This is a genomic window from Azospirillum thermophilum, assembly GCF_003130795.1.
In the GTDB taxonomy this organism is placed as follows: Bacteria; Pseudomonadota; Alphaproteobacteria; order Azospirillales; family Azospirillaceae; genus Azospirillum; species Azospirillum thermophilum.
On the sequence record NZ_CP029353.1, the window covers coordinates 1,446,495 to 1,460,739 of the forward strand.

The window sequence follows — 14,245 nt, forward strand, 5'->3', positions numbered from 1 at the left end:
GCGCGGCCTCACCCTCCCGTCCGTTATCCCAGAAGCTGCCGGCGCAGGGCCTGCCAGCTCGCCTCGTCCGGGGCGAGCAGCAGCGTGCCGCCGGTCAGCGTCGGGCTGTAGGGCGATCCGTCGGCGAGCGCGGAATAGCCGCCGGCCTCGGCATGCAGCAGGACGCCGGCCGCATGGTCCCACGGCATCAGCCGGTGATAGAGCGAATAGTGCGAGCGCCCTTCCAGAAGCCGCAGATACTCCTGCGCGGCGCTCGACAGGCAGACCTTCTCGCCGAGCCCCTTCACCCCCTCGTCGACCCTGGCCGCCACCTCGGGCGCGCAGAAGCGGGTGGAGGCCGCCCCCACCATTCCGGACAGCGGGGCGGCCGGGGCGACATGGACGCGCCGGCCGTCGAGCATGGCGCCCTGCCCGGCCACCGCGGTCGCCATGCGTCCGTCGAGCGGGTCATGAATCCAGCCGGCCAGCGTGCGGCCGCCCTGGACGAGGGCGACGATCACCGCGAAAAGCGGGCGGCCCTGGGCGAAGTTCAGCGTGCCGTCGACCGGGTCGATGATCCAGACCGGCGCGTCGCCATGGACGCGGTCGAGCACGCGCTCGTCCTGCGAGGCGGCCTCTTCGCCCAGCACGGTGCTGCCGGGCAGCAGGCCGGCCAGCAGCGGCGTCAGGGCGCGCTCGCCCGCCTCGTCGGCCAGCGTCACGAGATCCATCGGCCCGGTCTTCTCCCGCACCCCGGCATTGGCGAGGTCGTGGAAATACGGGAGGATCTCGGTCTTCGCCACCTCGCGGATCAGGGCGGAGACCTTGTCGATGTCGGGAAGGGCAATGCTCATTTCGGTTTTTGTCCGGGTTTGGCTGATTTGCTGTCGAGACGCAGCGTCGCGCTGCCGTCGGAGGGCGGGTCGCCGAGCAGCACCTTGCCGTCCAGCCCGCTCTCCTTGAGCGCGCGGGCAAGGGCGTCGTAGGTGGCGCGGTCGGCTTCCGGCTGGGGAGCCGGCGGCGGGGCGGGCGGCGGACCACCCTTGGCGGGCTCGCGCGGGGCGGTGGGATCGGGAGGACCGGGCGGAGGAGGCGGCGGTGCCGTCTTCGCCTCCTTGGTCTCCGGAGGCGCCTCCGGCTCGGGGGGCGGGGGCGGCGGGCGCCAGGTGCGGAAGCAGTCGGTGAAGGTCGGCAGCTTGCAGTCCTTCAGGATCTCCACCGCGTCGGGCGCCAGGACCACCGGCTCGGCCGGGGCGGGCGGAACATCCTGCGGGGCCGGGGGAAGCGGATCCTCCGGCGGGTTCTCCAACTCCTCGACATAGCCGGGCGGAAGGGCCTGCGGCGACGAGGAGACCTGCGGCGCCTGCGCAGCGGGCGCCGGTTGGGCAGCAGCCGGCAGGGCGGCCGGTACAGCGGCGGTCAGCGCGAGAAGGAGAGGCAGGCAAAGACGCACGAGGACGACCGGAGGAATGGCAGACGCCCTACTATCGCCCCTGACCGCCTCCGCTGTCACGCATCAGGCCGCGCCGGGTGCCCGGAGCCGTGCGGATGACGCTCGGCGGCAACACTCCAGGCCGCCAGTTCGCGACGGACCGCCGCGATCTTGCTGGCTTCCTGCGGGTTGGTCTCCCGCTCGCCGGCATCGCCGATGATGCGCAGCAGACGGGCCCGCCCCTCGGCGTCCCTGGACAACTCCTGAATGCGAAGAAGGGCGGCACCGGGAGACAGCTTCTCCTGCCGGGCGACCAGCGTGACCTGGTCGGCGAGGAAGGCCGTGATCGAAAAATTCGACGGATCGGTATGCAGCCGCATTGGCGGTTCTCCCCCTCTTGGGAACGCCATCGCTCCCTGACTTGATAATCGGGAACGTTCGGGGGAAAGACTACGCCGCTTTGGTCTTAAGTCCACAGACGGATGCGGCGCGGCATAGCGCCGCGCCCCTCCTCCATCCAACGGCTCATGACGTCCTAGCCGGTTGGAAGCGCTTTTCGAAGCGGGCCAGATCGGCCGGATCGATCGCAACGTGGAGATGCGCCGCCTCCTCGTCGTCGCGGCGCTCCAGCACCTCGCCGCGGGCGTAGAGCCAGGCGAGCGCCGCGCCGTCGCCGAGGCCGACCGTCAGGTCGACCACCTGCCGGTGGGCGTTCATCCGCAGGTCGAGCAGCCGGTCGAGCGTATCGAGCCCCTCCCCCGTCCGGGCGGACAGGGCGACCGCCCGCGGATTGCGGGCGACCTGGGCAAGGACCGCGCCGCGGCTGCCCTCGTCGAGCACGTCGATCTTGTTCAGCACCTCGATCATGCGGTCGTCGGTGTCGGGATCGATGCCCATGTCGCGCATCACCTCGTGCACGTCGGCGCGCTGCGCCTCCGTGTCCGGATGGGCGATGTCGCGGACATGCAGGATGATGTCGGCGGCGTCCACCTCCTCCAGCGTGGCGCGGAAGGCGGCGACGAGGCCGTGCGGCAGGTCGGAGATGAAACCCACCGTGTCCGACAGGATCACCTTGCGTCCCGACGGCAGCGTGACCTGCCGCATCGTCGGATCCAGCGTGGCGAACAGCAGGTCCTTGGCGAAGACGTCGGCGTTGGCCAGCCGGTTGAACAGCGTGGATTTGCCGGCGTTGGTGTAGCCGACCAGCGCCACCACCGGATAAGGCACCTTGGCACGCGCCTTGCGGTGCAGGCCGCGGGTGCGGCGGACCTCGTCCAGTTCCTTCCTGATCTTGATGATCCGGTCGCCGATCAGGCGCCGGTCGATCTCGAGCTGCGATTCGCCGGGGCCGCCGAGGAAGCCGAAGCCGCCGCGCTGCCGTTCCAGGTGGGTCCAGGAGCGCACGAGGCGGGACTTCTGGTAGGTCAGCGAGGCCAGCTCGACCTGCAGCATGCCTTCGCGCGTGCGGGCGCGGGCGCCGAAGATCTCCAGGATCAGGCCCGTCCGGTCGATGACCTTCGCCTTCAGCGCCCGTTCCAGGTTGCGCTGCTGCACCGGCGACAGGGCATGGTCGAGGATGACGAGGGAGGCCTCCGTCTCCTCGACCAGGGCGGCCAGATGCTCGACCGTGCCGGAGCCCAGCAGGGTGGACGGCTGGGGGCGGTTGACCCGGGCGCATTCGGCATGCACGACCTGCAGGTCGATGGCGAGCGCAAGGCCGACCGCCTCCTCCAGGCGGGATTCGGGAGGGCGGATGACCCCGTCCGCCTCTTGGCGGAGGACGGGGTGGACCACGATGGCCCGGCCGGTGGCAAGCTCGCTCCGGCCGTCGCCATTGGTCTGGGGATCAGACGCTTTCACCTTCCTTGGGCGGCTCGAAAAGTTGAATCGGATGTGCCGGCATCACGGTGGAAATCGCATGCTTGTAGACGAGCTGCGAATGCGCGTCCCGCCGCAGCAGGACGGAGAAGTTGTCGAACCAGGTGATGATCCCCTGCAGTTTCACGCCGTTCACGAGAAAGACGGTTACGGGAGTCTTGTTCTTGCGGACGTGGTTGAGGAACACGTCCTGCACGTTCTGGCTTTTTTCAGACATTAAGTCGCCCCCTTCTTCAATGTTCTTGGGACCGCCGGGAAGACGGTCCACTGCCCGTAGCGGTCATGATCTGGACTGCATAGCCACCGTCTCGACAACCGACTGAACGGATATGGTAATACCACCACGTCCCACCAAGCCGCACAAGGATTCGCAATCGGCATGGCGGTGCGCGGGCGGGAAGCGGCCGAAGCCGCTGCCCTCGCCGGAGCCTATTAACACCGGAACAAGTCCTGCGCCATGGGCGCATTCCATGTCGATGTCGGCGTCGCCGAGGAACCAGACCTCCGGCCCCGGCGCGATGCCCGCGGGCTCCAGCGCCATCCGGACGGGTGCGGCGTGCGGCTTGTCGAATTCGGCGTCCTGGGCGCCGACCAGCCGGCCGAAGTAACCGGTCCAGCCCAGCCGGTCGGCCTCGGCCCGCAGGAAGCGGCCGGTCTTGTTGGACACCACCGCCTGGTAGACCCCGAGCCCGGCGAAGGTCCGCAGCAGCGACTCGGCGCCGGGCAGCGGGCGGAGATGCTCCAGGTGGTGGTCCGCGAAGTAGCCGTAGAACAGGTCGCGCGCGTCGGTCCAGCGCTCGCCGAAGATGCGCGGGAAGCTGTCGCGCAGGGACTGCTTGATGCGCTCGCGCGCCTCCTCCTCGCTCCAGGGCGCCTTCCCGAAGGAGACGAGGGCGTGGTTCAGCGCCGCGCGGACGGTGCCCCAGTTGTCCACCAGGGTGTTGTCCCAGTCGTAGAGGACCGCCCGGGGCAGCGGCATGGTCTCGGTCAAAATGCACTCCGCAAGGGTCTAGGCGGCTGGCGGTTGGCGGCGGCGGGCCGGGCTCACTCGACGAAGAGCTTGCCCTTCTCGCTTCCGTGCACGCCCAGCGACTTCAGCTTGCGGTGAAGGGCCGAACGCTCCATTCCGACAAACGCCGCGGTGCGCGAGATGTTTCCGCCGAACCGCGTGACCTGCGCCAGAAGATACTCCCGTTCGAACACCTCGCGGGCCTCGCGCAGCGGCAGGCCCATGATCTCGCCGCCCTTGTCCCACTTGAGGACGGTGGGGGTGATGGCGCCGATCTCCGGCGGCAGCATGTCGGCGCGGATCGGCTCCTTCGGGTCGCCCTGCGCCATGATGAGCAGCCAGTCGATGACGTTGCGGAGCTGGCGGACGTTGCCCGGCCAGTCGTAGGCCTGCAGCGCCGCCATCGCGTCCTCGCCGAACTCGCGCACCGGCAGGCCGGACCCTTCGCTCGACCGCTGCATGAAGTGGCGGGCCAGCATCGGGATGTCCTCGCGCCGCTCGGCCAGCGACGGCACGCGGATCGGCACGACGGCGAGGCGGTAGAACAGGTCCTGGCGGAAGCGGCCCTGCTCGATCTCCGCCTGGAGGTCGCGGTTGGAAGTGGCGATGACGCGCACGTCGACCTCGACGCGCTGACCGCCGCCGACGCGCTCGAACACCTGCTCCTGCAGGGCGCGGACGATCTTGCCCTGGGTCTCCAGCGGCATGTCGGCGACCTCGTCCAGCAGCAGCGTGCCGCCGTGGGCCTGCTCGAAGGTGCCGATCTTGCGCCCGGCGCCATCCACGCCGGCCTCGGTGCCGAACAGCTCCATCTCCAGCCGGTCGGGCCGCATGGTGGCGCAGTTCAGCCCGACGAACGGCCCGGAGGCCCGGCGCGACCGGGCATGGATCATGCGCGCCACCACCTCCTTGCCGGAGCCGGCGGGGCCGGTGATGAGGACGCGGCTGCCGGTGGGGGCGACCTTGTCGACGCTCTGGCGCAGATGGTTGACGGCCGAGGAGCGGCCGATCAGCTCGACCTCGCCGCCGGCGCGCAGCCGCAGCTCCTCGTTCTCGCGCTTCAGCCGGGCGGCCTCGATCGCCCGCTCGACCATCAGCAGGAGCCGGTCGGCCTTGAACGGCTTCTCGATGAAGTCGTAGGCGCCGATCTTGATGGCGGAGACCGCGGTTTCGATGTTGCCGTGGCCGGAGATCATGATCACCGGCAGGTTGGCGTGGTCGCGCATGAGCTGTTCCAGGATCTGCAGCCCGTCGAGGCGGCTGCCCTGGAGCCAGATGTCGAGGACCACCAGGCTGGGGCGGCGCGCCGCGACCTGGGCGAAGGCCTGGTCGGCGTCCGCGGCCTCGCGCGTCTTCATGCCCTCGTCGTTCAGGATGCCGGCGATCAGCATCCGGATGTCGGCTTCGTCGTCGACGATCAGAATATCATGCGCCATGGGCTGCGTGCCTCTTCTCTCCGCCGGTCTCCGCCGGCCTGCCTTCGGTCACGGCCGGGGCCGCGGGTGCGGCTGCGTCTCCGGCGGTCAGGACATTGTTGGGGATGGTCAGCGTCACCCGCGCCCCGCCGCCGTCGCGGTCTTCCAGGGTCACGGAACCGCCGTGGTCCTCCATGATCTTCTTGACGATCGCCAGCCCCAGGCCGGTGCCCTTGGCCCGCGTCGTCACGTAAGGCTCCGTCAGCCGGTCCCGCTGGTCGGCGGGCAGGCCCTTGCCGTTGTCCTCCACGATGAAGGACACCCGCTCCTCGTCCGCCGCGATGCGGACCGCGACCTCGCCCATCGGCAGCGCCGAGCCGTCGGCCGGAGGCGTGCGCCCCTCGATGGCGTCGGCGGCATTCTGCAGCAGGTTGGTTAAAGCCTGCGAAATCTGGCGGCTGTCGCACGGCACGGTCAGCGGCCCGGGCGGAAGCTGCGTGTCGAACCTGATGTTGCCGGTGTGGGCGCTCGACTGCAGGAAGACGGCCTGCCGGACGAGGTCGTTCACGTTGCACGGCTTCATGACCGCCTGCGGCATGCGGGCGAAGGCGGAGAATTCGTCGACCATGCGCCGGATGTCGTCGACCTGCCGCACGATGGTGTCCGTGCACATGGTGAAGACCTCGGTGTCGCCGGTGATCTCCTTCAGGTACTTGCGGCGCAGCCGCTCGGCCGAGAGCTGGATGGGGGTCAGGGGGTTCTTGATCTCGTGCGCGATGCGGCGGGCGACGTCGGCCCAGGCCGCCTTGCGCTGGGCGGAGACCAGTTCGGTGATGTCGTCGAAGGTGACGACGTAGCCGCGCACCTCCCCCGCCCGTCCCTCGGTCGCGATGCGGACCAGCAGGGTCAGCGGCGTGGTTCCCGGACGGCGGAGCTGGACCTGGTCCTGCACGACGCGGCCGGGCCGCTTCGGCGCCTTTTCCAGCAGTTCGCCCATCTCCGGCGACAGGTCGGCGAGCGAGCGGCCGATCAGCGTCTCCGGATCCTCGACACCCAGCAGGCGGGCGGCCGAGAGGTTCGGCAGGTTGATGAGGCCGTCCTCGTCGAGGCCGAGCACGCCGGCCGACACACCGGACAGCACGGTCTCGGTGAAGCGGCGCCGCTCGTCGAGCAGGCGGTTGGCCGACAGCAGCTCCCGCCGCTGCCCCTCGATCTCCGTCGTCATGCGGTTGAAGGCGCGGGACAGCAGGCCCAGCTCGTCCTCGCCCGGCGGCTCGGTCACGCGCACGGTGAGATCGCCGGCCCGCACCCGTTCGGCCGCGGCGATCAGCGCGCTGATCGGCCGGGCCAGCCGGGTCGCGAAGTTCAGCCCGGCCCAGACGGCGGCGAGCAGAAGCAGCATCGCCACGACGACGAAGATCAGCGTGAAGGTGATCTGCAGGCTGCCGCGCTGGCTTTCCAGGGCGGCATACTCCTTCACCGCCCCCTCCGCCGAGGCCATGTGGGAGAGGACGCGCGGCTCCACCATGCGGCCGACGTAGAGGTAGATGTCGGTGACCCGGTCGAGGCTGACGAGGGCGCGGACGCGGTCGTCGTTCTCGCTGGTGATCAGCGCGACCTCGCCGCGGCGCGCAAGCTGCAGCTTGTCCTCCGGGATCGGGTCGAACTCCAGCGTGAAGGTGTAGCCGGAGCGCGCCAGGATGGCGCCCGTCGTCCCGTTGAAGACGATGGCCTCCGACAGGGTGCGCAGCATGGCCTGGGTCGCCACCACCTGCTCGAACCGCTGGCGGTCGCCCGACAGCCGCAGTTCCTGGCTGAGGTCGTTCGCCATGGCCAGCGCGTCGGCGCGGATGTTCTGCTGGTGTTCGTGCAGATAGGCGCTGGCCACCGCCAGCGACTCGTTGACCGCCGTGCGCACCCGGTCGCTGAACCAGGACTGGACGCCGACATAGAAGAAGATCGCCGAGAAGACCGCCATGATGATGGCCGGGGCCACCGCAAGCAGGCTGAAGACCAGCACGAGGCGTGTGTGCAGGCGCGACCCGGCGAGACCGCGGCGCCGCCCGATCCACAGCATCACGATGCGCCGCGCGATCAGCACGCCGAGCGTCAGCAGCAGGGCGAGGTCGAGCGTCAGCAGCAGCGTGACGGTGCGCGGGTTCGACTGGCCGAACGGCGCGCTCTCGGTCATCGCCGCATAGGTGGCGAAGCCGGCGACGAGGGCCGCGACGGACAGGGCGAAGGCCAGCCGCTTGGTCAGGCCGACGCGGGCCGACCAGCGGAGAATCTGTTGCCAAAGCGGCGCTGGGGTTTCAGAGGTCTGCGACATCGGACCGGCGACAGAAGATGTTGCCGGAAAGATACACCGCTGTGTCTGGCATGCCAAGCACCAAGCCGCCTGACCTTAGGACAAGGCCCAGCTATTGCGTTCGGCGTTGTCCGGCCGCGCGGCCTGGTGTCACAAATAAAGCACGCCGCGGTGGCGGAAGGCTCCGCCGCCGCCACTGCCGCCGCTACTTGATCCCGCGCATCACCTGAATGTCCAGGTCGCGGATCTTCTTGCGCAGCGTGTTCCGGTTGAGACCCAGAAGCTGCGCCGCCTTGATCTGGTTGCCGCGGGTGGCCGACAGGCTGAGCGAAATCAGCGGGCGTTCGATCTCGCGCAACACCCGGTCGTAGAGGCCGTTCGACGGCATCCCGTCCTTGTGGGCGGCGAAGTAATCCTTGAGGTGCCGTTCGACGGCGGAGGACAGTCCCTCGTTCTGCGGCTCCTCGGCCACCTGGGGGGCCGGGGTCGCGTCGGCCAGTTCGGCCTCGATCACGTCGAGGCTGATGACCTCCTGCGAGTAGAGCGCGGCGAGACGGCGGACGAGGTTCTCCAGCTCGCGCACGTTGCCCGGCCAGCGGTAGCGCTTCAGCCGGTCCATCGCCGCCTGATCGATGCTCTTGGCCGGCAGCCCCTGGGAGATGCCGAGATTGAGGAAATGGCGGACCAGCAGCGGAATGTCCTCCGTCCGCTCGCGCAGCGGCGGCAGACGGATGGGCACGACGCAGAGCCGGTAGAACAGATCCTCGCGGAACAGCCCCTGGCGGATCAGCGTACGCAGGTCGCGGTGGGTCGCGGCGATGATGCGTACGTCCGTCTTGATCGGCGTACGTCCGCCGACGGTGGTGTACTCGCCCTCCTGCAGGACGCGCAGCAGGCGCGTCTGGGCATCGAGGGGCATGTCGCCGATCTCGTCGAGGAACAGGGTGCCGCCCTGCGCCTGCTCGAACCGGCCGGTCGAGCGGTTGGTGGCGCCGGTGAAGGCACCCTTCTCGTGGCCGAACAGCTCGGACTCGATCAGTTCGCGCGGGATCGCCGCCATGTTGATGGCGACGAAGGCGCCGTTGCGCCGCTTGCCGTAGTCGTGCAGCGCGCGGGCGACCAGCTCCTTGCCGGTGCCGGACTCGCCGGTGATCATCACCGTCAGGTCGGTGCCCATCAAACGGGCAAGGACGCGGTAGATCTCCTGCATGGCCGGCGACCGGCCGATCAGGGGAAGCTGCTCGTCCGCCTCCTCGGGGTCGGCCGCCGCCGCGGCCGGCGCCGGGGTGCTGCTCAGCGCCCGCTCGACCACCGAGACGAGCTCCTTCAGATCGAAGGGCTTCGGCAGATACTCGAAGGCGCCGCGCTCCGCCGCCTTCAGGGCGGTGATCAGCGTATTCTGCGCACTCATGACGATGACGCGCAGATCCGGCCGCAGCTTCTTGATGCGGGGGAGAAGGTCGAGGCCGTTCTCGTCCGGCATCACCACGTCGGTGATGACCAGATCGCCCTGCCCGTCCGCCACCCAGCGCCAGAGCGTGGAGGCGTTGCCGGTCGTGCGCACCTCGTGGCCGAGACGGGCCAAGGCCTGCGTAAGCACGGTGCGGATGGCGCGGTCGTCATCCGCCACAAGGATCGTCGCCGCCCCCATCACCAGGCCCCCCGGCCGCCCCGGGCCTGGCTTCCGCCGGAGTGGATTCCGGCCGGGTCGGAGTAACCGGGGGAGTCATCTGTAGGACTGAGGGCTTCATCGAACATGGGCAGCGACACCTTGAATACGGTCCGGCGGGGCTGGCTGTCGAACTCGATGGTTCCGCCATGGTCGCCGATGAGCTTCGCCACCAATGCAAGCCCAAGGCCAGTCCCGTTCACCTTCGTGGTCACGAAGGGATCGAAGAGATTGGAGCGCAGGTCTTCGGGTATGCCGTCGCCGTTGTCCTGAACCGAGACCAGCAGCGGCAGGTGCAGGCGGGTATCGCCGCCCGGAACCGCCATGCGCACGCCGTGCTGGTAGGAGGTGCTGAGCGTGATCTCGCCCCCGACCTCCGGCACCGCTTCTGCCGCATTTTTAATCAGATTCAGGAAGATCTGCACAAGTTGGTCGCGATTTCCGTGGACCGGCGGCAGCGACGGGTCATAGCGCTCGATGAAGCGGATATGGCGGGCAAAGCCGTTCTGCGCAATCTTGCGGACATGCTCCAGCACGGTGTGGATGTTGACCGGGGCCCGTTCCAGCGGGCGCTTGTCCGAGAAGACCTCCATCCGGTTGACCAGCGCGACGATGCGGTCGGCCTCGTCGCAGATCAGGCGGGTGAGTTCCCGGTCCTGCTCGCTGGCGTTCTCCTCCAGGAGCTGGGCGGCGCCGCGGATGCCGGAGAGCGGATTCTTGACCTCGTGCGCCAGCATGGCGGCCATGGCGGTGACCGAGCGGGCGGCATGGCGATGGGTCAGCGAGTTGTCGATCTTGCGGGCCAGGGACCGCTCGTGGATCGTGATCAGCACATGGTCCTGCGGCTCGCCCATCATCGCCACCTGCACCGTGACGTGGTGGGGGCCGATGCGCGGGGTGTCGATCACCACCCCTTCCTGCGAGACGCGGCGCGACCCGCGGCGAACCTGCTCGATCAGGCCGAGGACCGGGCTGTCGGGCGGCAGCAGGTCCGCCACCGGCATGCCGGTCATCACGCTGTCCGACAGGTCGAAGAACTCCTGCGCCATCAGGTTGACGAAGCGGATGTCGCCGGCCCCGTCCACCACCACCACCGGCTCCGGCAGGCTGGCCAGCACGATGGTCGGGTCGATCCTTCCCCGGCGGCCGGCGGGCTTGGCCCGCGGACTGCGCCGCGGATAGGCAGCGGCGGAAAACGGTTCCATCAGGCAGCCATCCTTTCGATCGCCGGGGCGTAGAAGTCCCGGATCAGCCGGCGCACGGCTTCGGGGTCGGCCAGGCGGTTCACTTCAGACCGGAAATCAGCGGAATCCCGCAAGCCGCTGGAATACCAGGATATATGCTTGCGGGCGACGCGGATGCCGCCTTCGATGCCATAGTAGGTGAGCATCGCATCGTAATGTTCGAGAAGGATTGAGAGTTGTTCGCTGAGCGGCGGGTCGGGACGCCGTTCCCCGGTGCGCAGATAGTGGATGACCTGCGCGGGAAACCAGGGACGCCCGTAGCTGCCGCGGCCGATCATCACGCCGTCGGCGCCGGACCGGGCCAGCGCCTGTTCGGCCGCCTCCAGGCTGGTGATGTCGCCGTTGACCACCACGGGGATCGACACGGCCTCCTTCACCTGCCGGACGAAGGCCCAGTCGGCCGTCCCGGTGTAGAACTGGTCCCGCGTGCGTCCGTGGATCGTCACCATGCGGATGCCGCACTCCTCCGCGATGCGGGCGAGGCGCGGGGCGTTCCGGTTCGTCATGTCCCATCCGGTCCGCATCTTCAGCGTGACCGGGATGGACACCGCCTTCGCCGTTGCCTCCAGGATGCGCGCGGCATGGGCCTCGTCCCGCATCAGGGCCGACCCGGCATGGCCGTTGACCACCTTCTTCACCGGACAGCCGAAGTTGATGTCGATGAGGGCGGCGCCGCGATCCTGGTTCAGCCTCGCCGCCTCGGCCATCACCTCGGGCTCGCAGCCGGCAAGCTGGACCGCCATCGGGAATTCTTCCGGCCGGGTCTCCACCATGCGCAGGGTCTGGCGGTTCTCGCGGATCATCGCCTGGCTGGCGACCATCTCCGACACCACCATGCCGCAGCCCGACCGCTTGACGAGGCGGCGGAACGGCAGGTCGCTCACCCCGACATCGGGGCGAGGATGACCGGATCCGCGAGTGTGATCGGGCCGATCTGAATACTCATGTCGCTCGCACCCTCGATGGCACCGGATCGCCGCCGGAATGTGCCCGAATGTTGGGCAAAATTCGAAGTTGTTCAGATTTTGTGCAAGCTAGCACAGCGTTTCGCCAGTCTGCAAGTGCGAAGCCGCGCAGTCACAGGCAAGGCACCGCCCGGTCAAGTCCCTGCGGCCTGCCACAGGGCCTGCCCCAAGAGGACATTGGTGACGAACTTGACGCCGAGATAAGCGAGGGTGAGAAGAAGATAGGCGATCAAAACCATCCGTGCCGCTGTCCTTCCCCGGACACCGCTGCGGACATGGGCGAACAACAGCCCGCCGACGACGAGGAACGTGGCGATCGACAGCAAAGTCTTGTGATCGAAGCGCAGCGGCATGCCCTGTTCGAAATAGAGCACGGCCATGCCGGTGGCGAGGCCGGCGCCCAGCACCGTCTCCGAGGCCATCAGCAGGCCGACCTGCAGCCGTTCGCTGACCGCCACCGGCGGCAGGAACCGGGTGAGCGGGGTCGGCCGCTTGGTCTTCAGCGCACGTTCCTGCAGGAACGCGGCAAGCGACGAGACGGCGGACAGGGTCAGCAGGGCATAGGTGACGACCGACACCGCGATGTGCAGGTCGATCCAGATTCCCGGCGCCCCGCCGCGCAACAGCGGTGCCGGAGCATCCTCCACCAGGGTCGCCAGCGCCCCGACGCCCAGCAGGTAGGGCAGCAGCAGCGGCGACAGCCTCCAGGCCGACCGGTTGGCGAGACAGAGGCCGAGGAACAGCAGCATGCAGGCCGCGATGGTCACCCACAGGGCGGTGGACAGCCCGGTGTGCCAGCGGCCGGCGATCTGGGTCAGCGCCCATATGGCGGGACCGACGGCTGCCAGGACCAACGCCCCCCAGAAGGCCGTGGTCCGCCCGTCCGCCCCCTGCCCGCCGGTGCGCCGGTACGGGTAGACCGATGCCGGGACGAGCGCCATCAGCGCCGTCAGGCTGTAGAGAAGGTTCTGCGACATGCCGCCGCCCATGCTCCCGTCATTTGACCTGCCCGAGACCGATCTGGCTAGACCCCATCCCCCGCCGGCGCCTGGGCGGCCGGGAGGATGCGGGCTTGGCGGATCTCCGGCGACAGGCTAGGCTCCGCCGCCGATCCGTCAAGTCTCCATATTTTTCAGGACGCCGCCATGACCGACCGCAAGCCCCAGCCCTCCTGCGCCGCCCTGATCGTCGCCGGCGGCAGCGGCCGGCGCTTCGGAGGGGAGCGGCCCAAGCAGTATTGCGACCTGCTGGGCAAGCCGGTGCTGCGCCGGACGGTGGAGGCCTTCCTGGCCCATGCCGGGATCACCGCCGTCCATGTGGTGATCGACCCGGCCTGCCGCGACCTCTATGACGCGGCGGTGGAGGGGCTGGACCTGCCGGAGCCGGTGGCCGGCGGCGGCGCCCGTCAGGATTCGGTCCGCCATGGGCTGGAGGCGCTGGCCGCCGCGCCGCCCGATCTCGTGCTGATCCACGATGCGGCCCGGCCGCTGGTGGACGCGCAGACCATCGGCGCGGTGATCGACGCCCTCGCCCGTCATCCCGGCGCCATCGCCGCGGTTCCGGTCGCCGACACGCTGCAGCGGGGCGAGAACGGCCTCGTTGCCGGGCTCGTGGAACGGGCCGGGCTGTGGCGGGCCCAGACGCCGCAGGGCTTCCGCTTCGCCGACATCCTGGCCGCCCATCGCGCCGCGGCCGGACAGGAGCTGACCGACGACGCCGCGGTGGCGGAGCGCGCCGGGCTGCCGGTGGCGCTGGTGCCGTCCAAGGAGGAGAATTTCAAGGTGACCACCCCCGACGACCTGACCCGCGCCGCCCGGCTGATCGCCACCACGCTGGGCGATATCCGCACCGGCACCGGGTTCGACGTCCACCGCTTCGCCGAGGGCGACTTCGTGACGCTGTGCGGCGTCCGGGTGCCGCACGACCGCAAGCTGGACGGACATTCGGATGCCGACGTCGGACTGCATGCCCTGACCGACGCGATCCTCGGGGCGCTCGGCAGCGGTGACATCGGCAGCCACTTCCCGCCCTCCGACCCGCAGTGGCGTGGTGCCGACAGCGCCCGCTTCCTGCGCCACGCCGCCGACCTGGTGGCGCGGCGCGGCGGCGTCATCGCCCATGTCGACGTCACCGTGATCTGCGAGCGGCCGAAGGTCGGGCCGCACCGCGAGGCCATGGTCGCCCGGGTGGCGGAGATTCTGGGCATCGCCTCCGACCGGGTCAGCGTCAAGGCGACGACGACGGAACGGCTCGGCTTCACCGGGCGCGGCGAAGGGATCGCGGCGCAGGCGGTAGCGACGGTGCGCCTGCCAGGGTAATCTCATCCCCCGTCACAGGAAGCGGAGG

General features: G+C 69.4%; 12 protein-coding genes and 1 pseudogene. 1 reads left to right on the plus strand and 12 read right to left on the minus strand.

The features are described from left to right. Nucleotides 1-23: 23 nt before the first annotated feature. The 12 genes and pseudogenes from DEW08_RS13095 to DEW08_RS13150 all read right to left on the minus strand — a co-directional run bounded on the left by DEW08_RS13095 (nt 24) and on the right by DEW08_RS13150 (nt 12,876). Complete coding sequence (locus tag DEW08_RS13095) at nt 24-833, minus strand: inositol monophosphatase family protein (protein WP_109327763.1); 810 nt, start codon at nt 831-833, stop codon at nt 24-26. Next, nucleotides 830-1,432, minus strand: coding sequence for a hypothetical protein (locus DEW08_RS31190; protein WP_168220359.1), 603 nt, complete (start codon nt 1,430-1,432; stop codon nt 830-832). The genes DEW08_RS13095 and DEW08_RS31190 overlap by 4 nt, the downstream gene beginning before the upstream one ends. A gap of 56 nt (nt 1,433-1,488) precedes the next feature. Beyond that, the gene (locus DEW08_RS13105) at nt 1,489-1,791 is read right to left on the minus strand and encodes a hypothetical protein (RefSeq protein WP_109327765.1); all 303 of its coding nucleotides are present in this window, start codon (nt 1,789-1,791) and stop codon (nt 1,489-1,491) included. 145 nt (nt 1,792-1,936) lie between these two features. Then, entirely contained in the window at nt 1,937-3,205 is a 1,269-nt protein-coding gene (gene hflX, locus DEW08_RS13110; protein ID WP_109329822.1) for a GTPase HflX, read from the minus strand. A gap of 52 nt (nt 3,206-3,257) precedes the next feature. Continuing rightward, a complete protein-coding gene (gene hfq / locus DEW08_RS13115) occupies nt 3,258-3,506 on the minus strand; it encodes an RNA chaperone Hfq (protein ID WP_012974114.1) in 249 nt (82 codons plus the stop codon). Nucleotides 3,507-3,569: 63 nt separating this feature from the next. Next, nucleotides 3,570-4,268 (minus strand): HAD family hydrolase, encoded by a 699-nt coding sequence (locus DEW08_RS13120; RefSeq protein ID WP_109329824.1) that lies wholly within the window; start codon nt 4,266-4,268, stop codon nt 3,570-3,572. Between the two features lie 65 nt (nt 4,269-4,333). Then, nucleotides 4,334-5,734, minus strand: a complete 1,401-nt coding sequence (gene ntrX, locus DEW08_RS13125) for a nitrogen assimilation response regulator NtrX (RefSeq protein WP_109327767.1) — start codon at nt 5,732-5,734, stop codon at nt 4,334-4,336. Continuing rightward, nucleotides 5,724-8,042, minus strand: coding sequence for a sensor histidine kinase NtrY-like (locus DEW08_RS13130; protein ID WP_109327769.1), 2,319 nt, complete (start codon nt 8,040-8,042; stop codon nt 5,724-5,726). The genes ntrX and DEW08_RS13130 overlap by 11 nt, the downstream gene beginning before the upstream one ends. 184 nt (nt 8,043-8,226) lie before the next feature. Then, nucleotides 8,227-9,672, minus strand: a complete 1,446-nt coding sequence (gene ntrC, locus DEW08_RS13135; protein WP_109327771.1) for a nitrogen regulation protein NR(I) — start codon at nt 9,670-9,672, stop codon at nt 8,227-8,229. Then, nucleotides 9,672-10,895, minus strand: coding sequence for a two-component system sensor histidine kinase NtrB (locus tag DEW08_RS13140; protein WP_109327773.1), 1,224 nt, complete (start codon nt 10,893-10,895; stop codon nt 9,672-9,674). Before DEW08_RS13140 ends, ntrC begins: the two co-directional genes overlap by 1 nt. Further along, nucleotides 10,895-11,880 (minus strand): annotated as a pseudogene (gene dusB / locus DEW08_RS13145) (tRNA dihydrouridine synthase DusB). Before dusB ends, DEW08_RS13140 begins: the two are co-directional and overlap by 1 nt. Nucleotides 11,881-12,033: 153 nt before the next feature. Then, nucleotides 12,034-12,876 carry a cytochrome C assembly family protein gene (locus DEW08_RS13150; RefSeq protein ID WP_109329826.1) on the minus strand — a complete coding sequence of 281 codons (843 nt, stop codon included), beginning with the start codon at nt 12,874-12,876 and terminating at the stop codon, nt 12,034-12,036. 168 nt (nt 12,877-13,044) lie between these two features. Between DEW08_RS13150 and DEW08_RS13155 the strand changes: the two genes are divergently transcribed. Continuing rightward, complete coding sequence (locus DEW08_RS13155; RefSeq protein WP_109327777.1) at nt 13,045-14,217, plus strand: bifunctional 2-C-methyl-D-erythritol 4-phosphate cytidylyltransferase/2-C-methyl-D-erythritol 2,4-cyclodiphosphate synthase; 1,173 nt, start codon at nt 13,045-13,047, stop codon at nt 14,215-14,217. Nucleotides 14,218-14,245: the final 28 nt, after the last annotated feature.

What these genes read in the sequence shown, in the direction of transcription:
- ntrC (WP_109327771.1), bottom strand. Translation starts at nt 9,672, where the DNA reads ATGGGGGCGGCGACGATCCTTGTGGCGGATGACGACCGCGCCATCCGC.
- DEW08_RS13150 (WP_109329826.1), bottom strand. Translation starts at nt 12,876, where the DNA reads ATGTCGCAGAACCTTCTCTACAGCCTGACGGCGCTGATGGCGCTCGTC.
- DEW08_RS13140 (WP_109327773.1), bottom strand. Translation starts at nt 10,895, where the DNA reads ATGGAACCGTTTTCCGCCGCTGCCTATCCGCGGCGCAGTCCGCGGGCC.
- DEW08_RS13155 (WP_109327777.1), top strand. Translation starts at nt 13,045, where the DNA reads ATGACCGACCGCAAGCCCCAGCCCTCCTGCGCCGCCCTGATCGTCGCC.
- ntrX (WP_109327767.1), bottom strand. Translation starts at nt 5,734, where the DNA reads ATGGCGCATGATATTCTGATCGTCGACGACGAAGCCGACATCCGGATG.
- DEW08_RS13105 (WP_109327765.1), bottom strand. Translation starts at nt 1,791, where the DNA reads ATGCGGCTGCATACCGATCCGTCGAATTTTTCGATCACGGCCTTCCTC.
- DEW08_RS13095 (WP_109327763.1), bottom strand. Translation starts at nt 833, where the DNA reads ATGAGCATTGCCCTTCCCGACATCGACAAGGTCTCCGCCCTGATCCGC.
- DEW08_RS13130 (WP_109327769.1), bottom strand. Translation starts at nt 8,042, where the DNA reads ATGTCGCAGACCTCTGAAACCCCAGCGCCGCTTTGGCAACAGATTCTC.
- DEW08_RS13120 (WP_109329824.1), bottom strand. Translation starts at nt 4,268, where the DNA reads ATGCCGCTGCCCCGGGCGGTCCTCTACGACTGGGACAACACCCTGGTG.
- hfq (WP_012974114.1), bottom strand. Translation starts at nt 3,506, where the DNA reads ATGTCTGAAAAAAGCCAGAACGTGCAGGACGTGTTCCTCAACCACGTC.